General features: G+C 47.6%; 17 protein-coding genes and 1 pseudogene. 9 read left to right on the top strand and 9 right to left on the bottom strand.

Translation table 11 applies throughout. From position 1 onward, the window contains the following. Positions 1-5: 5 nt before the first annotated feature. Entirely contained in the window at positions 6-245 is a 240-nt protein-coding gene (gene tusA, locus C2M36_RS01200) for a sulfurtransferase TusA (protein ID WP_105188758.1), read from the top strand. On the opposite strand, the gene C2M36_RS01205 is transcribed toward tusA, so the two are convergent. The 3 genes and pseudogenes from C2M36_RS01205 to glyQ all read right to left on the bottom strand — a co-directional run bounded on the left by C2M36_RS01205 (position 242) and on the right by glyQ (position 3,779). Next, a complete protein-coding gene (locus tag C2M36_RS01205; RefSeq protein ID WP_105253369.1) occupies positions 242-688 on the bottom strand; it encodes a hypothetical protein in 447 nt (148 codons plus the stop codon). The two genes, tusA and C2M36_RS01205, sit on opposite strands and share 4 nt — an antisense overlap. A gap of 114 nt (positions 689-802) precedes the next feature. Continuing rightward, a pseudogene (gene glyS / locus C2M36_RS01210) lies at positions 803-2,871 on the bottom strand (glycine--tRNA ligase subunit beta). A gap of 8 nt (positions 2,872-2,879) precedes the next feature. Further along, the gene (gene glyQ / locus C2M36_RS01215) at positions 2,880-3,779 is read right to left on the bottom strand and encodes a glycine--tRNA ligase subunit alpha (RefSeq protein ID WP_105188756.1); all 900 of its coding nucleotides are present in this window, start codon (positions 3,777-3,779) and stop codon (positions 2,880-2,882) included. Between the two features lie 287 nt (positions 3,780-4,066). Between glyQ and C2M36_RS01220 the strand changes: the two genes are divergently transcribed. Continuing rightward, positions 4,067-5,212 (top strand): S8 family serine peptidase, encoded by a 1,146-nt coding sequence (locus C2M36_RS01220; protein WP_105253370.1) that lies wholly within the window; start codon positions 4,067-4,069, stop codon positions 5,210-5,212. Between the two features lie 81 nt (positions 5,213-5,293). Here the strand turns inward: C2M36_RS01220 and gyrB are convergent, their stop codons facing one another. The 5 genes from gyrB to dnaA are packed head-to-tail and all read right to left on the bottom strand — an operon-like array spanning position 5,294 to position 11,346. After that, positions 5,294-7,720: a DNA topoisomerase (ATP-hydrolyzing) subunit B gene (gene gyrB, locus C2M36_RS01225; protein WP_105253371.1), complete on the bottom strand. Its 2,427-nt coding sequence runs from the start codon at positions 7,718-7,720 to the stop codon at positions 5,294-5,296. Between the two features lie 11 nt (positions 7,721-7,731). Beyond that, positions 7,732-8,823, bottom strand: coding sequence for a DNA replication/repair protein RecF (gene recF, locus C2M36_RS01230; RefSeq protein ID WP_105253372.1), 1,092 nt, complete (start codon positions 8,821-8,823; stop codon positions 7,732-7,734). Positions 8,824-8,829: 6 nt separating this feature from the next. After that, complete coding sequence (gene dnaN, locus C2M36_RS01235) at positions 8,830-9,933, bottom strand: DNA polymerase III subunit beta (RefSeq protein ID WP_105253373.1); 1,104 nt, start codon at positions 9,931-9,933, stop codon at positions 8,830-8,832. Between the two features lie 10 nt (positions 9,934-9,943). Further along, positions 9,944-10,249, bottom strand: a complete 306-nt coding sequence (locus tag C2M36_RS17175; RefSeq protein ID WP_442792631.1) for a helix-turn-helix domain-containing protein — start codon at positions 10,247-10,249, stop codon at positions 9,944-9,946. A gap of 20 nt (positions 10,250-10,269) precedes the next feature. Then, positions 10,270-11,346, bottom strand: a complete 1,077-nt coding sequence (gene dnaA / locus C2M36_RS01240; RefSeq protein WP_442792632.1) for a chromosomal replication initiator protein DnaA — start codon at positions 11,344-11,346, stop codon at positions 10,270-10,272. A 594-nt stretch (positions 11,347-11,940) separates the two neighbouring features. Here dnaA and rpmH point away from each other — a divergent pair. The 5 genes from rpmH to mnmE all read left to right on the top strand — a co-directional run bounded on the left by rpmH (position 11,941) and on the right by mnmE (position 15,975). Then, on the top strand, positions 11,941-12,075 hold the full coding sequence (gene rpmH / locus C2M36_RS01245) for a 50S ribosomal protein L34 (protein ID WP_008488847.1): 135 nt from the start codon (positions 11,941-11,943) through the stop codon (positions 12,073-12,075). Positions 12,076-12,081: 6 nt separating this feature from the next. Next, positions 12,082-12,504 carry a ribonuclease P protein component gene (gene rnpA / locus C2M36_RS01250; RefSeq protein WP_105253374.1) on the top strand — a complete coding sequence of 141 codons (423 nt, stop codon included), beginning with the start codon at positions 12,082-12,084 and terminating at the stop codon, positions 12,502-12,504. A 93-nt stretch (positions 12,505-12,597) separates the two neighbouring features. Further along, positions 12,598-12,849, top strand: a complete 252-nt coding sequence (gene yidD, locus C2M36_RS01255) for a membrane protein insertion efficiency factor YidD (protein WP_105253375.1) — start codon at positions 12,598-12,600, stop codon at positions 12,847-12,849. 27 nt (positions 12,850-12,876) lie between these two features. After that, entirely contained in the window at positions 12,877-14,505 is a 1,629-nt protein-coding gene (yidC, locus tag C2M36_RS01260; RefSeq protein ID WP_105253376.1) for a membrane protein insertase YidC, read from the top strand. A gap of 105 nt (positions 14,506-14,610) precedes the next feature. Beyond that, the gene (gene mnmE, locus C2M36_RS01265) at positions 14,611-15,975 is read left to right on the top strand and encodes a tRNA uridine-5-carboxymethylaminomethyl(34) synthesis GTPase MnmE (protein WP_105253474.1); all 1,365 of its coding nucleotides are present in this window, start codon (positions 14,611-14,613) and stop codon (positions 15,973-15,975) included. A 77-nt stretch (positions 15,976-16,052) separates the two neighbouring features. On the opposite strand, the gene C2M36_RS01270 is transcribed toward mnmE, so the two are convergent. Continuing rightward, positions 16,053-19,652: a hypothetical protein gene (locus tag C2M36_RS01270; protein WP_105253377.1), complete on the bottom strand. Its 3,600-nt coding sequence runs from the start codon at positions 19,650-19,652 to the stop codon at positions 16,053-16,055. Positions 19,653-20,445: 793 nt separating this feature from the next. Between C2M36_RS01270 and mioC the strand changes: the two genes are divergently transcribed. Together mioC and mnmG are read left to right on the top strand one after the other, a co-directional pair. Then, positions 20,446-20,892, top strand: a complete 447-nt coding sequence (gene mioC / locus C2M36_RS01275; RefSeq protein ID WP_105253378.1) for an FMN-binding protein MioC — start codon at positions 20,446-20,448, stop codon at positions 20,890-20,892. Positions 20,893-21,297: 405 nt separating this feature from the next. Further along, a complete protein-coding gene (mnmG, locus tag C2M36_RS01280; protein ID WP_105253379.1) occupies positions 21,298-23,187 on the top strand; it encodes a tRNA uridine-5-carboxymethylaminomethyl(34) synthesis enzyme MnmG in 1,890 nt (629 codons plus the stop codon). Positions 23,188-23,196 lie beyond the last annotated feature (9 nt).

The following is a 23,196-nucleotide window of genomic DNA, read 5'->3' on the forward strand; positions in this document are numbered from 1 at the left end:
CATTTATGACCTTTGATACCGCCGATCACGTTCTTGACGCCCTTGGTTTACGCTGCCCGGAACCCGTTATGATGGTGCGCGGTACGGTGCGCAAAATGAATAATGGTGAAACCTTGTTGATCACCGCGGACGACCCTTCAACCACCCGCGACATACCCAGCTTTTGCCGCTTTATGGACCACACCTTGGTGGCCCAGCAAACAGAGCAATTACCTTATCAGTACCTGATCAAAAAAGGTCTTTAATCAAAGACCTGATTAATGGTTACCAATGGCTTGCTAAAGCGTGAGAAGTTAATAGATACCTTGTACCAGCCCTCTTCCGCAGGGGTAAAGCTAAAGTAGTTATATACGCTGTTACAGTCCGCTTGAACCGGCAGGCCAATTTCCAATTGCTTATCCAGACCTTCGTCTAAATAACCACAGTTATAATTTTCACTCCAATCGGCATCGGCGATTTTAAATTCATAGGCTTTACCCGGAGTCGATAGCTTGATCTTGGTTTCATAAATGGCTGGCGCCACCTTCACCATTTGATATTCCGGCTGCGCATCCCATAACGAGAAGTCGCCACGCAGATACAGGGGTTTTTGCACTTCTTCAACCGGCACTATGTCGTCTAAGGTGACCGTGCTTGAACACGCACCTAAAAATAATGTGGCTAAAACGAGGGAGAGTTTTCTCTTCATTGTTATTTTTTCCAAATTTGACGCACTTTTCATCAGTCTAAGAAATTAGTGCATTAGCTTCAATAAAAAAGCCAGCTAAATGCTGGCTTTTGTCATGAATGTGAGAAATATTCACTATTTTTGCAGTACCGAGATATCAGCAACCTGTAAGAACAGATCCTGCAGTTGTGACAATAGCGCCAGACGATTGCGTTTAATAGCTTCGTCGTCCGCCATAACCATGACGTTATCGAAGAAAGCATCAACGCTTTGGCGAATATTGGCCAGCTCGCTGAGTGCTTGCTGGTAATTACCTTGCTCATATAAAGGCGCAAGTTTGGCCTGATAGGCCGCCACTTCTTGTGCTAACGTTTGCTCGGGCGCTTCTTGCAGCAGGCTTTGCTCAATCGCTCCGCTTTCATGCACGTCATTTTTGCTCAGGATGTTACCAACACGCTTGTTGGCGGCCGCTAGCGCTTCTGCCGGCTCAAGCGTACGGAAGTGGCTTACCGCTTTAACGCGCAGGTCAAAGTCCAGTGGCTTAGAAGGACGACGCGCCAATACCGCTTGGATCACATCCACTTCAATGCCCTGCTCCTGATACCAGGCGCGGAAGCGACCCAGTAGGAACTCAAACACATCTTCGGCAACTTGTTCATTACTTAACTTATCGCCGAATAAGGTTTTCGCTTTCGCAACGATATCAAGCACATCCAAAGGTAGTTGCTTTTCAACCATGATGCGCAAGGCACCGATAGCGGCGCGGCGCAGTGCAAACGGGTCTTTGTCGCCTTTAGGGGCCTGACCAATGCCGAAAATACCAACCAGGGTATCGAACTTATCCGCCAAGGCCACGGCACAGCTGATCTCGCTGTGTGGCAAGGCATCACCGGCAAAGCGCGGCATATACTGTTCGTTCATGGCTAGGGCCACGGCTTCGTCTTCACCGTCAAAGCGCGCGTAGTGCATACCCATCACGCCCTGCACATCGGTGAATTCCATCACCATTTCGGTCATCAGGTCGGTCTTACTCAATAGACCCGCACGCTCGGCCAGGGCCTTATCTGCGCCCAGCTGCTCGGCGATATAACCGGAAAGCGCGCTAATACGCTCGGACTTGTCTTTAAGCGTACCCAGTTGCTTTTGGAACAATACCGTACCCAGTGACTCCAAACGGCTTTCCAGCGTTTTCTTTTTATCCGTTTCAAAGAAAAACTGTGCATCGGCAAGACGTGGACGAACCACCTTTTCGTTACCGGCAATGACCACACTTGGGTCTTTACTTTCAATGTTCGAAACAAACAGGAATTTGTTGATCAGCTTGCCGTCTTGGTCTAACAGCGGGAAGTACTTTTGGTCGTCCTTCATGGTATAGATCAAGGCTTCATCAGGCACTTCTAGGAAGCTTTCTTCAAATGATGCCGTTAAGGTCACCGGCCATTCTACTAGGGAGGTCACTTCCTCAAGCAAGTCTTCGTCCATGGCTACAACCGCACCTAGTTTAGCTGCCGCCGCTTCGATTTGATTGCGGATCATTGCCTTACGAGTGTCGTAATCGGCAATAACATAAGCTTTCTTCAACTGCTCTAGCGCTTCATTGGCATTGTTGATGGTGACCTTTTCCGGGTGATGGAAACGGTGTCCCTGCAGCTGGTTAGTAACCTGCTTACCCAAGATCTCGCCGGCAATCAGGCTATCGCCGTAAAATACCGTGGCCGTGTGCACAGGACGGATAAACTGTGTCTTGTTGGCGCCCCAACGCATTGGCTTAGGAATAGGTAGTTTTGCCAGTGCCGCATTCACCGCGGCTACGATCAATTCCTGAACCGGTTGACCGGCAACTCGGCCTTATGTAGCAGCCACTCGCCTTTATCGGTGACATGACGACCCGCTTCGCTCACCTCGATACCACAACCACGGGCCCAGCCCATTGCCGCTTTGGTCGGGTTGCCATCGGCATCAAATGCCGCCTGGATCGCAGGACCACGCTTTTCGACTACCTTATCAGCCTGCTTGCCATCAAGTTGTAGCACCATTAAGCCTAAGCGACGTGGTGAGGCGTACCATTGTACCCCGTCATGTGCCAGGGCCAGATCTTCTAATTGTGCCTTCAGGCCGTCTGCGAAAGCCTCGGCCAGGGCACGCAATGATTTCGGCGGTAGTTCTTCGGTACCGATTTCTACTAATAAATTTTGCTTTAACATGGTAATTCTTAATCCTTACACAGCGGGAAGCCAAGCGCTTCACGCGCCGCGTAGTAACTTTCAGCACAGGCTTTAGACAGAGCACGTACACGCAGAATGTAGCGCTGACGCTCTGTTACAGAAATAGCGTGACGCGCATCTAACAGGTTAAACGCATGAGACGCCTTCATTACTTGCTCGTAGGCCGGCAGCGGTAAATTTGCTTCAATAAGCTTCTGGCTTTCTTTTTCACACTGATCAAATTGCTTAAACAGCGCGTCTACGTCGGCGTATTCAAAGTTGTATTTCGATTGCTCAACTTCGTTTTGGTGGAATACGTCGCCATAAGTCACCTTGCCCATAGGACCATCCGTCCAAACCAGGTCATAGATGCTGTCTACGCCTTGAATATACATGGCTAAACGCTCAAGACCATAAGTGATCTCGCCGGTCACCGGCGCACACTCAAGACCGCCCACCTGCTGAAAATAAGTGAACTGAGTCACTTCCATGCCATTTAGCCACACTTCCCAACCTAGACCCCAGGCACCCAATGTTGGTGATTCCCAGTTGTCTTCCACGAAACGTACTTCGTGTTTCAATGTGTCGATGCCCATGGCCGCAAGCGAACCCAGGTAAAGCTCCTGAATGTTATCCGGAGAAGGTTTTAACACCACCTGGAATTGATAGTAATGTTGCAAACGGTTCGGGTTTTCACCATAACGGCCATCGGTTGGGCGGCGGCAGGGCTGTACGTAAGCACTCGACATCGGCTCTGGGCCGACGGCTTTTAAGAACGTAAGCGGATGGAAGGTGCCGGCGCCTACTTCGAGATCGAGCGGCTGAGCAATAACACAGCCTTGCTGTGCCCAATAATCCTGAAGCGCAAGGATCAGGCCCTGAAAAGTTTGTAAGTCGTATTTTTGCATAATGACGTAAAATTCTGCTGCTTAGAGTGCGGTTTTATTGCGCACAGTATACCCCTTGCACCGCCTTGTTTTAAGCAGTTTCTTTTTATTGGCTACAGAGCGGCCTTGATAAATCTTCTGCATTCATCATTTTCAACACTCTTAAAACACGCATTTTTTAATCTTTATCTAATACCCTTTTCGTATTTTCTATTTGAAACAGTTGCTTTTTTTGCAAACTGTCCTAAATTGTTAACCTGGTGTTAAAAGACACCATTTTAATAATAACGATTATAAAGGTTAAACCAATGAACAAAACTCTCATCGCAACAGCTGTTTTAGCTGCATCAACAGGCTTCGCAAATGCCCAACCCGCTCCCGATCACGCGGGCATGGCTGCCGAGCTTGAAATTGCAAATACCTGTATTGTTCGCTTTAACGACAGCGTTTCTAAGTTTGATGTCGAGGGCAAGGCCCGCGGCATGCTAATGAAATCTCAGTCTCAAGCTAAGCACATTTATAGTAATGCCATAAAAGGTATGGCTATTAACATGAGCTGTGATAAAGCGAAAAGCGTGTTTGCAGACGAAGCGGACATCATGCACTTTACTCCTGACGGTATCGCCTATGCTTCACCTTCAGCACAACAGGGTAAGCCTGGTGGCGGCGGTGGCAGCCAAGGTCAACAAACTCCTTGGAGTGTCACCCGTGTAGGTGGTCCAGTAGACGGTTCGGGCTATACCGCTTGGGTTATTGATACCGGTATCGATCTAGACCATGGTGACCTAAACGTTGATGCTAGCCGTGGCTTTAGCGCCTTCACCAGCGGCCGTAATGCCGGTATGGACGACGGTAATGGTCACGGTACCCATGTTGCCGGTACTATTGCTGCGCTAAATAACCAGCAGGATGTTGTTGGTGTTGCTGCCGGTGCAACCGTTATCCCGGTAAAAGTATTGGACGCACGTGGTTCAGGTAGCTGGTCTGGCGTATTAGCCGGTGTTGATCACGTTGCCGCCAATGCGTCTGCTGGTGACTGTGCGAACATGAGTTTGGGTGGTGGTTTTAACCAAGACCTGAATGATGCCGTTGAAAATGCAGCTCAGCAATCGGGTGCATTCTTCGTGGTTGCTGCAGGTAACGAAAGCCAGCATGCGGGTAACGTGTCTCCTGCCAGTGCATCACACCCTCGCGTGTTTACCATTTCAGCGACCGACAGCAGCGATAACTTCGCTAGCTTCAGCAACTATGGTAACCCACCGGTAGACTATGCGGCACCAGGTGTAAGCATTCTATCTACTCGTTCTGGTGGTGGCACAACAACCATGTCAGGTACCTCTATGGCGTCTCCGGCTGCATGTGCAGTGATCATGATGCGTAATGGTAACCCGGGTACAGATGGTCAAGCCATCAACGATCCTGACGGCAATGCAGATTCTATCCTACATCTCTAAAATTGTTGTGAACTAAGTGAAGTAAAAAGCCCCCGCGATTGCGAGGGCTTTTTTATGCCTATTGATTGGTATCGATTGACATTATACGTCTAGGTTAACCACACGCAGAGCGTTCTGCTCGATGAACTCACGGCGCGGCTCAACCTGGTCGCCCATTAGGGTCGCAAACAATTGGTCGGCGGCGATGGCATCTTCAATGGTAACGCGCAGCATACGACGTGCCGCAGGGTCCATGGTGGTTTCCCACAGCTGGTCCGGGTTCATCTCACCCAATCCTTTATAGCGCTGCGTATACAAGCCTTTCTTCGAATCGCTGATCAACCAGTCTAGTGCCTCAACAAAGCTGTCGACCGGCTGAGTTTTCTCGCCACGTTGTACGTAAGCACCGGCGCCAATAAGGTTACCCACCTTCTCTCCGGTAACGCAGATACGTTGGTAATCTTTAGACGTCAGGAAGTCATGGTTAAGCACATACTGCTTGTCCACACCGTGCTGACGAATATTCACCATGGGGTAATACAGCTTACGCTCATCGTCGAAATGCGTGAGGGCACTGTAGATGGCCGCATCTTCGTCGCGAACAACTAAATCGTCAACCAATGCCTGAGTCCACTGCTGTACCTTGGCCTCTTCGCCTAAATCGCCTTCGCTGATGCAATCGCGATAAATTAGACTGTGCATCATGGCCGATGGATATTTACGGGCCAGGCGCTCGATAACCTTTTCGGTCGATTGGTAATCACGAACCAGGTTTTCCAGGGCATTCCCTTCGATAACCGATGCTCCTTCGCTGCTGTAAAGGGCTGAGCCATTTAGCGCTAATGAGGTAAGGTACTCGACCAAGGCGTTATCGTCTTTAATATAACGCTCTTGCTTGCCTTTCTTAATCTTGTATAGCGGCGGCTGAGCAATATACACATAGCCACGCTCGATGATTTCCGGCATTTGACGATAGAAGAAGGTCAATAGCAAGGTACGAATGTGCGAGCCATCGACGTCGGCATCGGTCATGATGATGATGCGATGATAACGAAGCTTCTCGGGGTCATATTCGTCTCGACCAATACCGCAGCCTAGGGCGGTGATCAGAGTAGCTACTTCCTGTGACGATAGCATCTTATCGAAGCGGGCTTTTTCTACGTTCAGAATTTTACCCTTAAGCGGCAGAATGGCCTGGTTCTTACGGTTGCGGCCCTGCTTGGCAGAACCACCCGCAGAGTCACCCTCCACTATGTAGAGTTCTGATTCGGCTGGGTCTTTTTCCTGACAGTCGGCCAGCTTACCCGGTAGGCCTGCTAAATCCATGGCGCCTTTACGACGCGTCATTTCACGGGCTTTACGCGCCGCTTCACGGGCACGGGCAGCATCAATGATCTTGCCTACCACAATTTTCGCGTCGCTTGGATTTTCCAAAAGGAATTCACTAAGCTTTTCACCCATGGCTTGCTCTACCGCTGTCTTCACTTCACTGGAAACCAATTTATCCTTGGTTTGTGAAGAGAACTTAGGATCAGGCACTTTTACGCTAACAACCGCGGTCAAACCTTCACGAGCATCATCACCCGTTGCATTGCTTGTCGTTTTAGCCTTTTTATTAAAGCCCTCTTTTTCCATGTAATTATTAAGCGTACGCGTTAATGCCGCACGGAAACCAGCTAGGTGAGTACCACCATCACGTTGTGGAATGTTGTTGGTGAAACAGAAGATGCTTTCCTGGAAGCCATCGTTCCACTGCATCGACACTTCAACACTAATGCCATCCTCTTCACGTTCATGGGTGAAGTGGAATACATTTTGATGAACAGGGGTTTTCTTACGGTTTAGGTAAGCTACAAAGGCCTCGATACCGCCTTCATATTTAAAGTGGTCGCGCTTATCTTCTTCACGCTCATCGGTCAAAATAATCGACACACCTGAGTTCAAGAAGGATAGCTCACGCAGACGCTTGGCCAAAATATCGTAGTGGAAATTGGTGTCACTAAAGGTCTGTGAACTAGGCCAGAAACGAATTTCTGTTCCGGTAGAGTCTGATTCGCCAATCACAGCCAGCGGTGCATCAGGCTCACCCATTGAATAAGTCTGCTTATGTAATTTACCGTCACGACGAATTTCCAACGCAAGCTTCTCAGATAGAGCGTTTACTACCGATACACCTACACCGTGCAAACCACCGGATACTTTATAAGAGTTATCGTCGAACTTACCGCCGGCGTGTAGCACGGTCATAATAACTTCTGCGGCCGACACCCCTTCTTCCGGGTGCAGCTCGGTTGGAATACCACGGCCGTTATCGCGTACCGACACGGAACCATCGGTATGGATTGTCACGTATATATCGTCACAATACCCCGCCAACGCCTCATCGATAGAGTTGTCGACCACCTCGAATACCATATGGTGTAAACCGGTGCCATCATCGGTATCACCAATGTACATTCCTGGTCGTTTCCGTACAGCGTCTAGTCCTTTAAGTACTTTAATACTTGATGAATCGTAATTTTCAGACATGGTGTTTCCATTTATCTTGTTATTAGTTCGCCATGTTTCACGTGGAACAAAGCCTGTGGCCTTGCCAAAGCCTCTAACACGGCGGAGACACTTTGGGATTCAATCGTTGTTATGAATATCTGTGCATCGCAACGAGAAAGCAGTTGCCCGACTTTCTTCTTGGTATCTTCGCTTAGTTCCGAGGGTAAATCGTCAATAAGCAGAATCGATTGTTTTCCGGTCTCTTTTTCTATTAAGCTATTTTGCGCTACTTTGAGCGCATATAAAAGCAATTTTAACTGCCCTCGCGAGAAGGCTGATTCTACCGGGCCGAGAGATGTTTTTATCGTTAGATCGGCCTTGTGTGGCCCTTTGCTGGTATAGCCCCGCATCAGGTCACCATCCCTGTTTTGAGCCAGTACATCGGCGAGGGATTCAGTACGCTTCCAACCCCAATTGAAATCAATTTCCAGGTCGTTTAGCAATTCTAATTCTGTACACAGTCTATCAAAAAAAAGCGCTTTAAACCTCTCTATATACGACTCTCTTAGCTGGGTAATTTTCTCGGCTAAGCGAACGAATTCTTTGTCCCAAACCGGCAGCATGGTGCGCAGTTCGGTGGGCTTATTTTTTAATAGTGCATTGCGTTGTTTCAGCACCTTATTAAAGTTTTGCCAGTGGACAAAAAACTCTTGTTCCACGTGGAACACACCTAAATCTATAAAAGCACGGCGTTCCTTGGGACCACCAAAAAAGAAGGAATAACTTTCCGGGGTAATGACCTGGACCGGCAACACTTGAGCCAAATCCGATATACGTCGACTCGCCTTCCCCTGGATTTTAATCTGGGTTTCACCCTGAACATTTTTTTGTATGCCCAGGGGAATCGTTAGGTTGTTACTTCGCTTTTTTGCATGCAAGGTAAACTGTGGTTGCCCGTTACGGATCACATTGCGGTGCTTATTGGTGCGGAACGAACGTCCGTGAGAAAGGAAATAAATGGCTTCTAAAAAACTGGTTTTACCGCTGCCATTTTCACCATAAATAATGTTGATCGCTTCCGGTGCTAAGGTAGCAGCCTCAATATTACGAAAGTTATTGAGGCTAAAAGAAGTCAGGCTCATGGCCGTTTACAAGCGCATCGGCATAACGACATACAGGGCTTCACCGTCTCCCGCTGCTTCCATTAAGGCACTGCTGTTTGAGTCGGCAAGAGTAATAGAAACGTCTTCGGTTTTGATGGTGTTAAGTACATCAAGCAGATAAGAGACGTTAAAGCCTATCTCTAAATCTTCTCCCTGATACATCACTTCGATCACTTCTTCCGCCTGCTCTTGCTCTGGGTTATTAGCGCTGACCTTGAGCATACCCGAGCTTAAGTTCAGACGAACACCGCGAAACTTTTCATTAGATAGAATCGATACGCGGTGCAAGGCATTACGCAACCATTCACGATTAGCGATAATCACCTTATCTCCACCACGCGGTAAAACACGGCGGTAATCAGGGAAACGACCATCAACCAGTTTACTGGTAAAGGTGAACTCGGCATCGGTAATACGAATATGGTTCGCACCAAACTGAATAGTGACGGGCTGATCGTCGGCCGGCATCAGACGCATAATTTCCTGCACACCTTTGCGCGGCACAATCAACTGACGCTGGCTATTTAACGACTGTGGTAATTTCTTTTGTGCTATAGCTAAACGGTGACCATCGGTGGCCACGGTTTTAATTTCGTCATTTTCAACTTCAAACGACATGCCGTTAAGGTAATAACGAACATCTTGGTTAGCCATAGAAAAATGAGTGCTTTCCAGCAACTTACGAAGCTCCAAGCGACTTAGTTGAAATTCAACTTCACCATCCCATTGCTCCAGATTAGGGAAGTCTTCCGCCGCCAACGAAAGCAAGGCAAATCGACTTTGTCCCGAGGTCAGTACCACCTGATGCTCTTGAGAGGTCAAGGTGATATCACTGCCATCGGGCAGACTTTTACAAATATCTAAAAGCTTTTTCGCCGGCAAGGTGATCTTGGTGTCGGCACAAGGTTGCTCCAGGGCTACCGAGGCGACGAGCTCTATTTCAAGATCGGTTCCCGTCATGGATAACTGACCATCGCGCACCTCAAGTAATACATTGGAGAGCACGGGCAAGGTGTGCTTACGCTCGATGGCGCCTGATACCTGCATTAAAGGCTTTAGAAACTGATCTCTAGCGATAGTAATTTGCATAAGGGTAACCTTAAGATGACAAAGTTCTTATTAGATTTTGATAGTCTTCTTTCACTTCGTGGCTTTCATCACGAAGTGCTTTAACCTTGCGGCAGGCGTGCAGTACCGTGGTATGGTCACGACCACCAAATGCGTCGCCGATTTCCGGCAAGCTGTGGTTTGTTAATTCTTTCGATAATGCCATGGCCACCTGACGCGGACGCGCCACCGAGCGGCTACGGCGCTTAGACAATAGATCGGAAACGCGAATACGATAATACTCTGCCACAGTGCGTTGAATATTGTCTATGGTCACCAGCTTATCTTGCAGTGCCAATAAATCGCGCAGCGCTTCTTTTACAAAATCGATAGAAATGGGTCGACCGGTAAAGTTAGCATTGGCAATACTCGGTTTAACGCCCCTTCCAACTCACGCACATTGGAACGCAATTTTTTAGCAATAAAGAAAGCCACTTCATGGGGTAAGTTAATCTTACTCTGCTGTGCCTTCTTCATCAAAATGGCCACACGGGTTTCAAGCTCGGGCGGCTCGATAGCAATGGTTAAACCCCAACCGAAACGAGATTTAAGTCTGTCCTCTACCCCTTCTATTTCTTTGGGGTAACGGTCGGAGGTCAAAATGATCTGTTGGTTGCCCTCAAGGAGCGCATTAAAGGTATGGAAGAACTCTTCCTGAGAGCGCTCTTTGTTGGCAAAGAATTGAATATCATCGATCAGCAAGGCATCAACACTGCGATAATAGCGTTTAAATTCTTCTATCGCATTGTTTTGTAAAGCTTTCACCATATCCTGAACGAAGCGTTCTGAGTGCATATAGACAATCTTAGCATTCTCTTTTTTCGCTAAAATGCCATTACCCACCGCATGTAATAGGTGCGTTTTACCTAAACCAGTGCCACCGTATATAAATACAGGGTTAAATGCAGAGCCAGGATTATCGGCCACCTGAGTTGCTGCGGCTTTGGCTAACTGATTTGATTTACCCTCAACAAAATTATCAAAGGTATAGTTTTCTTTTATATTCGATTTGTACTGTGACTTGGGCGCTGGTTCAACTGCTGCGGGTTGAGCCGGTTGTTTAGCCCTATTAGCCTTGGCGTTGTCATTGGCGCCATTTACGCCCTGACTAGGTGCCTGTGCCGTAGTATTCACAGCGGTATTAAGCATGGGCTTGCTGCCCACATCAAAACGTAATTCTGGCGCTTCATCGCCACAAATTTCGACTAACAGTTCATTTATACGATTTAGGTATTTTTCTCTAACCCAATCAAGAACAAAGCGGTTTGGCGCATAAATAGTCAGAGTATCATCGGTACTTTCTGCCTGCAGGGGTCTTACCCACATACTAAATTGCTGTGATGGCAATTCATCTTGCAACACGTATAAACAACTTTGCCAAACAGACAGATACACAGTGTACTCCCGAAAATAGAATAGAGGTTTCGATACTCGTTCATCACGAGTTTAGCGCTTGTTATTCTTCCCTGAATCACGGCTTTTCTGTGATCGGGTCGCCCATTATGACGCCTATTTATCCACAACTTCAATATTGATTTTTACGGAAAATGTGCTCCAACAAGAAAAGCAATGTAACACATTGTTTTTAATTGATATTTATTTTAAAAAAAGAATTTAATTTAACGCTTTACAAAACTTTGATCTTGATCAATTGAGATGATCCAAGGGGGTTATTCAGGGGATTTATGCACTTTTTAAACATGCCCTGTGGAAAACTTTCATTTTTTAACGATCCTTCGAGGATCGCTTGCACGATCTTGGCCTCCAGCTGCTAATATATAGGCTCTTTGTTGTGCGATTATCGTTGACTTTAGCGTCAAGCCTCTATAGAATCTCGCGCTCGCTAAGGCACCACGGAATGTCCGTTGGAAACACTCGGTGAACATCCACAGAGTGAGAAAAACTTGGCATCGAAGTTGTGTTAGCGTCTGAGTGAGGATCGCGACCCACACAGAGAATTTAAACCTTAACCGATCGGATGGAATTGTTATGAAAAGAACTTTTCAACCTAGCGTATTAAAGCGTAAGCGTACTCACGGTTTCCGTGCTCGTATGGCTACTGCTAACGGCCGTAAAGTACTAGCACGTCGTCGTGCTAAAGGCCGTAAAGTTCTTTCTGCTTAATATTTAGTGGAAGACTTTCGCTTTGGCAGGGAGTTACGTCTGTTAACTCCCTCGCATTACTCCCGCATTTTTAACGAGCCTGCTCGGGCTGCTACTTCCTTATTTACTCTCTTAGCTAAACCTAACTCGTTATCGCAACCGCGATTGGGTCTCACCGTAGCTAAAAAGAATGTAAAACAAGCCAATCAAAGAAACCGCATCAAGCGTATTGCTCGTGAAAGCTTTCGCCTGCATCAGCATAAACTCGACAATATTGATATTGTGTTGATGGTTAAACGCGGTATCGACGAGCGCTCAAACGCCGAAATTCGTCAAGAACTGGATAAACTATGGCGTAAAATCAACGAACGCTGTAAACCAGGATACAAGCCGCCACCGCGCAGACATCACAAAAAGCGCGACAATACTTCGCAAAAGCGTGGTAGATAATAGAATTTACCTAGGTTTTCAGGTATCTTTAGCTCACCTTTTAATCGACTAACTGAGTATTCACTTATACCCTACTCAGTGCTGCGGGCCTTTATGTTAGCTTTTATATTAGCAATACCTAAAAATACCCTCATTACTGTAATAAAGGTCTATCAAAAGTGGATCAGCCCAATGCTTGGGCCGAACTGTCGCTTTAATCCCAGCTGTTCTTCTTATGCCTTGCAGGCTATTAAACTGCATGGCGCGGTAAAAGGCAGTTGGTTGGCAGCGAAACGAATAGTAAAATGCCATCCTTTACATGCCGGAGGGGATGATCCCGTTCCTGGCAAACGTAACCACCATTAATCTTAACAACGAGAAATAAGAGCTGTTATGGAATCGCAACGCACGTTTTTATTTATCGGCCTGTTGTTGGTGTCATTTTTATTATTCCAGGAATGGAATAATGATTATAACCAACCGGCCAACAATCCAAGTGCTCAAACCCAAAGCAATGCCCCAGCCAACGCCGGGCAAAGTGATGTTCCCAATTCGGATATTGCCGAGCCGCTAGCATCGACATCAGCAAGCCAACAAATTATTACCGTAACCACGGATGTGTTTGCGGTGAAAATTGACACCCTTGGCGGCGACATCATCGAAGCCAAATTGCTGCAGCATGCGGAAACTCATGGCAGCGACGAGCCTTACCTGTTGTTAGGCCAGTTTGAGGGCAATGAATACTTCGCCCAAAGTGGTTTAATCGGCTTAAATGGTCCAGACGCTCGTAAAGAAGGTCGCCCGGTTTATCAAAGCGAGCAACAAAGCTATACCATGACTGGCGATACACTAGCGGTACCGCTTACCTTTGTTGATGCTCAAGGCGTGAGCTACACCAAGACCTACACCTTCCACAAAAGCCGTTACGACGTTACCTTGGATTATGACATCCAAAACAACACGGCTAACGCGGTTCAGGTACAGCTTTATACTCAGGTTAAGCGCACCGTCCAAGACAAGGGCAGCCTCATCGATCAAAGCTACCTAGGTGGTGCTTACGGTACCGACGAAGTTAACTACGAAAAATACTCGTTTGACGATATTCAAGACAAAGAATTGAAAGAGTCGACTCAAGGTGGCTACGTGGCCTTCCTTCAGCACTATTTCGTTAGTGCCTGGGTACCCGCTCAAGATCAAACGAACACCGTATATATGCGTCTGCCTACCGCCAAGGTTGCGCAAATTGGTATTAAGTCGGAGCCAGTGAATATTGCTCCGGCAAGCTCTGCAACATTTGCGTCTACCTATTATATGGGTCCGAAAGACACGGATGCTTTGGAAGCGCTGCACCCTAACCTGGACTTAGCCGTGGACTATGGTTGGTTATGGTTTATTTCACAGCCACTATTAACACTGCTGAAGTTTTTATACAGCTTCCTAGGTAACTGGGGCTTGGCTATCATAGCTATCACTATTGTTGTGAAGTCGCTGCTATACCCGCTGACTAAAGCCCAATATACCTCTATGGCTAAGATGCGTGCCCTTCAGCCGAAGATGCAGGCACTGAAAGAGCGCTATGGCGATGACCGCCAGAAGTTCGGTCAAGCTATGATGGAAATGTACCGCAAGGAAAAAGTGAACCCTATGGGTGGCTGTTTCCCACTGTTGCTACAAATGCCTATCTTCCTGGCGCTGTTCTACGTATTCCTGGAATCACCAGAACTACGCCATGCAGAGTTCGGCCTATGGCTAACTGACTTGTCGTCAAAAGACCCCTTCTACGTGCTACCGGTTCTATTCGGCGCCAGTATGTTCCTGATGCAAAAGCTTCAGCCAATGACGGTAACGGATCCAATGCAGCAGAAGATGATGACCTGGATGCCGGTATTCTTCTCGGTATTCTTCCTATGGTTCCCATCGGGTCTGGTACTTTACTGGTTGGTTTCAAACCTTATTTCTATCGCTCAGATGCTGATCATCTACCGCGGTATGGAGAAAAAGGGCTTGAAAGTCCGAGGCTAGATTTAGCCTGAATCGATATTAGAAAAGCGGCTTATGGCCGCTTTTTTATTGTTTACAGCCACATTAGGTTACAATACACACATTGCCGCTTTATCGAGTTATTCTATGTATTCTCAAGACACTATAGTTGCCCAAGCCACGGCCCCCGGACGCGGTGGCGTGGGTATTATTCGCGTCTCAGGTGCCCTTGCCAAGGATGTTGCCGAGCAGATCATCGGTCATTGCCCCAAGACCCGCTACGCCGAATATGTGCCCTTTCACGACCTTAATAAGCAACAGCTGGATCAGGGTATCGCCCTATTCTTTCAAGGCCCTAACTCCTTTACCGGCGAAGATGTACTTGAGCTGCAAGGTCACGGCGGTCCAATTATTCTCGACATGCTGCTACGTGAAATTGCCGACATCGAGGGTGTGCGTCTGGCCAAACCCGGGGAATTCTCCGAGCGCGCATTTTTAAACGATAAACTGGATTTAACCCAGGCTGAGGCCATTGCCGATTTAATCAATGCCACCTCGGAACAGGCGGCGAAAAGCGCCCTGCACTCGCTCCAGGGCGAATTCTCCAATCACATCACTGAGCTGGTGGAACAGGTGATTCACCTACGCATGTATGTTGAAGCGGCCATCGACTTTCCCGATGAAGAAATAGATTTTCTCAGCGATGGCAAGGTTGCCGGCGATCTGCAACGCATACTCGATCAGGTCGAGCAGGTGCGAGCTCAGGCCAAACAGGGCAGCATCATCCGCGACGGTATGCGGGTGGTGATTGCCGGACGCCCCAACGCCGGTAAATCAAGCCTGCTTAACGCCCTGGCCGGCCGTGAAGCCGCCATTGTTACCGATATCGCCGGGACCACCCGAGACGTGCTTAAAGAGCACATTCATATCGATGGTATGCCTCTGCATATAATCGATACCGCCGGACTGAGGGAAAGCCCTGACAAAGTGGAACAGATCGGTATAGAGCGCGCCTGGGAAGAAATAAACCAAGCCGACCGCGTGCTCTTTATGGTCGACGCCCAGGACACTCAAGCCAATACACCTGAGCAAATTTGGCCTGAGTTTGTCGCCAAGCTTCCGGAAAATATGGGCATTACCGTGATCCGTAATAAGGTCGACCTCAGCGGTGAAGAGCTGGGGTTTGACGACAGCCATAGCCATCCGGTACTGAGGATCAGCGCCAAAGAGGGCCTGGGTATCGATTTAGTACGTGAGCACCTAAAGGCCTGTGTCGGCTTTGAAGGCACGCAAGAAGGCAGCTTTATGGCGCGCCGTCGCCACCTTGATGCCTTAGAACGTGCTTTAAGTCATCTGCAAACTGGCCAGGAGCAGCTTGAGGCCCATATCGCCGGTGAAATTCTTGCCGAAGAACTGCGCTTAGCACAGCAATACCTTAACGAGATCACCGGTGAATTCACCTCGGATGATCTGCTCGGCAAGATCTTCAGCTCATTCTGTATCGGTAAATAACGCAATACCGAATAGCCCACATAAAAACGCCCTTGTTTACTGCAAGGGCGTTTGTCGTTTCATTACCTGAATAAAAATTAAGAGAAGTGCTTGGCGAGCGCCTCTTTCACCACCCGTGACCTGTCTTTGCTCAGCGGCAGAATAAGCTCTGCACTATCATCTGCCTGAGATAGAATCTCCGGCAGTTGTGCCCGCCTACCCGCATGCAAGTAGGCCAGGGTGTGCTTAAAGTTACCGTATTCACCACGGGCATGGCCGTGGATAAACTCACAACAAACCTCAAAATGCGCGCGCTTAATACAAAACAGCGTGATATGAGCGGCATTAACCTTCAGCGATACCAGCCACTGAAGCATAAAACGCATGCCTTTCTCTGTGCTTTCATTATCTAAATTACTGGCGCGAGTAAGCTCAAGGTAGCTATCGAAGTCTATTTCTCCTTGCAACAACAGATGGTGCAGCCAGCATTTTTCATAATCGCGCTCGATCACCTTAAAGCCACGGTAATCATGATTAAACAACAGCTTGGCAAGCCTGTCCCGTTGAACTGGTTCCAGCATCCAGATAAATTGGCCGATATCATACATGCTCGACTCATCGGCATTGGGGCGGAAGTATTCGCCTGCCATCTGCCCACCATAAAGGCTGGCAATATTGTCATATTCCACCTCCCCCTCCAGATATGCCAAGGTCTGCTCCACCAAGAGCTCAATACGGGCATTTGTATCTTGCAGTGTGGCAATACGCGCAAGCAGCGCCTGGCTATCCACTTCCTGGTCAAAAATAAGCAGTGAGCCACTTGCCCACCTGCCTTGGTAAAGCTCCAGTGGCATCTCCTGATCGGCCATCAGAATATGGTTCTTATCACCACGCTGTTGTAAAACCGTGATTTCCAACCAGCTCATGCCATCCACATGACAAGGCCGGTCGTGAAGCGTTTGTTCATCGGCAACAATGGGGTTGCGCAATTTCGCCGGAGCTTTGTCACCCTCACCGATATAAAGGCAGGCTTGGCCATATTCGTGGGCAAGTGCTTGCTCCCAGGAGGTAATATTCAGTTGCACTAAAATACGCAGCGCCCGTTTCAGATCATGCTTTATATCCAGTGGGATCTCCGGGTATTTAAGCGAGGCATGGTGTAAAAAATCGACCTTGGTACGCTCGTTAATATATTGCAGGCCTTGGTGCATGGCTTCAGCCTTTTTACGGTCAATACCGGCAAACATGCCCGTGGCCGTGCTGCTAATCTCGCTGTAAAGCTCAAGCCAATGCAGATAACGTTCGTTGTTATAGAACTCCCGACTCATCTCATAGGCCATGAGTACACCGGCATCGATCCCCGCTTTTTCTAACTGCTCCTGTATCTCAATCCCCTCTAAGACGTTGTTAAATTCGATACTCCAGGAGTCGTCCGAGTATGCCCGCAATATATTACGGGCAACACGCACAGGCGCCAGGGCAATAATAAATTGCCACAAACGATCCGCTTGAACGCTATGGGATAAAGGTAGCTGACGCAGCCAATAGGCTATCAAGGTAAAGCGCTGAAAATCATCATCATGGTCACGAAATAACAGGTATCCTTTCTGCTGTTCGCTGTATTTATTGAAATAGAGCTGACCGCGACAGCAATCATCGCGATGTAATTGCGGCTCCAGCAAAGCCATAATGCTGGCCTGATCATCCTCTGGGTTGTCGGCGGTAAAATAGGCGCGAACACGAGCAACATCAGCCTCGCTTAAGCCCTTATCATCCGAGCTATGAAAGTCCCCTTCCTTATTGGTATGTTTAAGAATTTTCGCTACCGCTTTATCCCATACCTGGTGCTCAGTTAAATAGGCCAACAGAGACTCGCTGATCTCATCGCCAATGCGCTCATTAAAATCCCGGTAAAGCTGGTAGCTGGCCAGGGCTAAAAAGCCCATGTCGGCTTTTGGCCAATGCCTTGGGTAACACAAATCACGTGAACCGCGCAGCACAGTGTCAACCAAATTGAAGTGCTTTTTATATAGGATCTCGTCCCTGTCGCTGAATTTGCAGAAGATATATTGCACCTCCTGGGCTAACGCTGGGTCAGTTTCACTTTGCTCTAGTACCTCTGACTCTGGGACAGGCAACTGGCTGTAACGGCGATAATATTCCTGGCGAGTGAGCAGCGCACCTTCTCCCTCACTTAGTAAGGACATCATGTATTCGCTAAACTCCCTTTTCCCCAGGGCGCGGTAAAATACATCGATAACTCTAAGATATTGTTGCTGACGCGCCTCAAGTAGGGAAACCCGGCTATCAGGGGTCACAGTCAAGGTGGTCGTTAGATTACCGGCCAGCTCAAATGTGCATTCTTCGCCAAAGTGATCGGTCAATAGATCGCCACGCACCAGGCGCAACACATCATCTATTTCTTCGGCAATGCCTTGGTTGTTGCACTCGAAACGGTGCAGCATATCGTCCAGATGCGCGGCCATTTCAGGAGCATGAGCCTTGGCAAGTGGTATAAGAGCTAGTTCTTCAAGGGCTGCTAAAGCGTCACGCTGCTCGCCACTTTCTATATAGCGCCATAAACGCTCGCCCTGGGGCATGGCCAAAACCAAGGGTTTAAGTATTTCTGTGCCATAGTTAAGTTCATGGCTACGGGCATCACGGGCAAGATAAGCCTGATATTGAGCGCGCTTTTCCAGTGCGGCGTCCGCGGCTTTAACCAGCGCACCGGTTACCTGGCTTTGTACCTGGCGCTGCAAGTCGTAGGCTTCATCTTCCAGGGTGCTGCCCATAAACGCCTGTTGCATAAAGGCATCCAGCGCATCTTCTTGATCATCAAGGTCAGGACGCTGAAATAGCGACTGATACAGCCAAACAACCGGGCTATAAGCGCTAAGATCTTCCTCTTCATCACTGGTTTCATCTATGTGTTGCAAGAGCACGGGTTCGGCTTGAAAGCGCTCGATCACCAAACGCTTAAAAACGGCATACTGCTCTGGGTTCTCTTCAAGATAAGCTCCCAAAGGCTGGTGGCTCAAACCACCACTATAGAAGTCCGCGCCAAACATACCTAAACGAAATTCGGAGCTATCGCACCAGATAAAGGCTTTTATAAGTTCGGGATGCCAGCCATGTTTGTCTAAAAGGGTACTCAGATAACCTTCATATTGGCTGGCATGCTCATGATCCCAATAAGGAATAAGATACTGGCCAATCAAATAGGCATATTGAAGATCGGTTTTTGCCAGCATATATAAGGCTTCAATACCAAAAACGCGCATATCGTCCAGCCACATATCACTGGTATCGTTCATGCGCCGACTGTACGCCACTATGGCTTTGGCGCTATCAACAACCGCGTCTTTTATCTCGGGATACTGCAGTGCGGCAGCAAACAGGATCACCTCAGAGATATAAAGCTCTCTGTTATCTGTGATCTCATCTTTATAGTTATGCGCGCCACCTTCTTGCCCCAGGTTCAGGGCCGCTTTTAACAATGCCTGGTTTTCTCCGGCATCATTTACCTGCAGACGACGTAATTCATCTGGAGTCTGATGTTTAAATTCCACATCAAACTGTTGCTCATTAAAGGCGCTCCCATTGTTAAGAAGCGCTTGGTAGTGAATAAGTGCAGCTTTGATTTGCTGCGGATCGTAAATATTCAGGGAAATGATTTGGTTTTTATCAAATTGATTCATAAGGAAATATTTTTAAAAATGATTTTAGATTCGCTATTGAAGAAAATGTCATTCATTGACATTGGGTCAGCGATCGAAATTTTGTGACAGAACGTACCTATATTGTCACGGCGCTAAAACTAGCATAAATAGCAAGCCCAGGTCACAAAAAATCCTTTAATTTCCATTACATAGATAAAGGATACCCACTGGGTAGACAACTCGGTCAGCATCCTGATCTGGGTTCAATCATAGGGACTTTGAGGAAAGAGAACCGCTTAATTGTGATCTTAAAGGCACGGATATGAGCGATCATTTCCTTGGCCAGTAGTGAATAATTACGAATAAAAGTGCAGAACGTACAAAATTTTGGGGTTTTATTTGCACAACAAGTCACCACCTAGCTGCAACCTGCTTAAAAACAATACAAGATCATCCATGCTTAGTGGCTCTAAAACTGATGATCTTTCTCTTTTTAGAACCTTTTATTATATGGATCCAATGCTATAGATCTAAGAATTAAGATCTAATTCTCGCTTTTGGATCATTATCCACAGGCAAATAATTCACACCCCTAAGCAATAAGCCAATAGCCCCTTTTAATCCCTTTTTGATGACCGGGAATGGCTATTTAACCTAAGCTTATCGACTTTTTATCAACAACTTAAAATCATAAAAAAACTATATATTTCATATTACTAAAAGAAGATTCCACATTTTACAAAGTAATTATTTATGCACTGATAAAGAGATCCATTGAGTGATGTACGGGATCAGGTATCATACAGGCCAATTGAACGACTAGTTTGACGACATGAAACAGCTGGAAATTATCATAGGCAGCCAGATGGGCGGCACCGAGTATGTGGCCGAACATTTAAGCCAACTTTTGGCGGATCAAGGTGTACAAAGTCAGTTGCACGAGCAACCCGAGCTACAACATATAGATAGGGATCATCCCTGGTTGATCTGTACTTCAACCCATGGCGCAGGGGATTATCCCGATAATTTACTGGCATTTATCGAGCAATTAGCAACAAGTGAGCCACTTGATCGAGTTCGTTTTGCGGTTATAGGAGTTGGCGACTCCAGCTACGACACCTTTAACTTTGCCGCTAAAAATATCGTTTCCTTGCTACAAACCAAGGGCGCCACCCTGCTATTGCCGCAACTAGAAATAGATGTGCTTGGCGAAGAGCTACCGGAAGATACTGCTGAGCAATGGCTGCCTAATTTGCTGCAAGCATGGAAAAGTGCATAAGGATCTTACCCAATACTTATTCACAAAATATCGAAAAGTTAGATCTGAATGTGGATAAAAGCTTAGTATCATGCGATCCAAGCGATGATTATGCACTTGATAAGATCTATCGCGAATTGGCCTGTGTATAAAACAGCTATTTGATCAGAGCTTATTAGCCCTTAGATCCGATCATATCTACAACAATTAAGATCGCTCAATCTATTGAATTTATAAAGTTTTTATCGGTTATCAACAGATCTGGACGAGACTAATAGTAAGATCAATAAAAGATCTCTTTAAAGATCCTTTATTTTATATATGATCCACTTTGAGATCTTGAACACTATTTAACCGTTTCCCTTCCCTCATTTTCTAGGTAGAATACGCACCCTTTTCTCTTTCACCGGTTGTAGGAAACGTTAAATGATTTTCCATGAACACTTTGATGTCATTGTTGTAGGCGGCGGTCATGCTGGCACCGAAGCGGCATTAGCTGCGGCACGTATGGGCATGAATACCCTGCTGTTGACACATAACATGGACACCCTTGGCCAAATGTCTTGTAATCCAGCGATCGGTGGCATAGGTAAAGGTCATTTAGTTAAAGAGATCGATGCCTTGGGCGGCGCTATGGCCAAAGCCATCGACAAAGGCGGGATCCAGTTCAGAACCCTAAATTCTTCTAAGGGCCCAGCGGTACGAGCAACCCGTGCTCAGGCGGATCGCGCTCTCTACAAAGCCGAGATCCAAGCCATTTTGCAACGCCAGGAAAACCTGAAGATCTTCCAGCAATCCTGTGATGATCTTATCGTTGAAGGTGATAAGGTTACCGGCGTTGTTACCCAGATGGGCCTAAAGTTCAGTGCTCAAAGCGTGGTATTAACCGTAGGTACCTTCCTTGGTGGCCAAATTCATATTGGTTTAGAAAACTTCCAAGGAGGCCGCGCAGGTGATCCTCCTTCGATCGCACTGGCACGTCGACTACGCGAATTACCGTTTCGCGTTGATCGCCTGAAAACAGGTACACCACCGCGTATTGATGCGCGAACCGTGGACTTTAGTAAGATGCAAACTCAGCCTGGTGATACCCCAACTCCGGTTTTCTCATTTATGGGCAAGGCCAGTGATCACCCGAAACAGATCCCCTGTTATATCACCTACACCAACGAGAAAACGCATCAGATCATTAACGACAACCTGCATCGCTCACCCATGTATTCCGGTGTGATTGAAGGCATAGGTCCGCGTTATTGTCCGTCAATCGAAGATAAGATCGTTCGTTTTGCCGATAAAGACAAACACCAGATCTTCGTTGAGCCTGAGGGCCTAACCTCTTATGAGCTGTACCCTAACGGTATCAGCACTAGCCTGCCGTTCGATGTGCAAATGGACATAGTGCGTAGCATTGCCGGTTTTGAAAATGCTCATATTTGTCGTCCTGGTTACGCCATCGAGTATGACTTCTTCGATCCCCGCGATCTAAAACCATCGCTGGAAACCAAATTTATCAATGGCCTGTTCTTTGCTGGTCAAATCAATGGCACCACGGGTTATGAAGAAGCCGGTGCCCAAGGCTTGATCGCCGGTATGAACGCGGCATTGCAAGTGCAAGGCAAGGATTCATGGACGCCACGTCGTGACGAAGCCTACACCGGCGTATTGATCGACGACCTAGCAACCCTAGGCACCAAAGAACCGTACCGCATGTTTACCTCCCGTGCCGAATACCGCCTGTTGCTGCGTGAAGACAATGCCGATCTACGCTTAACGGCCAAAGGACGAGAGCTAGGCCTGGTATGTGATGAGCGCTGGGCTGCGTTCAATGACAAGCTGGAAGTGATGGAGCAGGAAACCCAGCGTATTCGCTCGACCTGGATCCACAAAGATCATCCGGCCTTGAATTCGGTCAACGAACTGCTTAAGTCGCCAATGACCCGCGAAGCTAGCCTGGAAGACCTATTGCGTCGTCCGGAGATCAGTTACAAGGATCTGATGGCAATTGACGGTTTGGCTTCTGGCTCAGACAACGAGCAAGCCCTCGAGCAGGTCGCGATTCAAACCAAGTACGCCGGTTATATTGCCCGTCAGCAGGATGAAATTGCCAAGCAACTGCGCCATGAGCAAACCTTGTTGCCAAAAGAATTCGATTACAGCCAGGTTTCCGGCTTGTCGAACGAAGTGGTCGCCAAACTGACCGATGCACGTCCCGACACTATCGGCCAGGCATCGCGTATTTCTGGTATTACTCCAGCGGCGATTTCGTTATTATTGGTGTATCTCAAGAAGCAAGGTATGTTGCGCAAATCGGCGTAACCAAGAGCA

Source organism: Pseudoalteromonas sp. T1lg75 (genome assembly GCF_002964705.1).
Classification (GTDB): domain Bacteria; phylum Pseudomonadota; class Gammaproteobacteria; order Enterobacterales; family Alteromonadaceae; genus Pseudoalteromonas.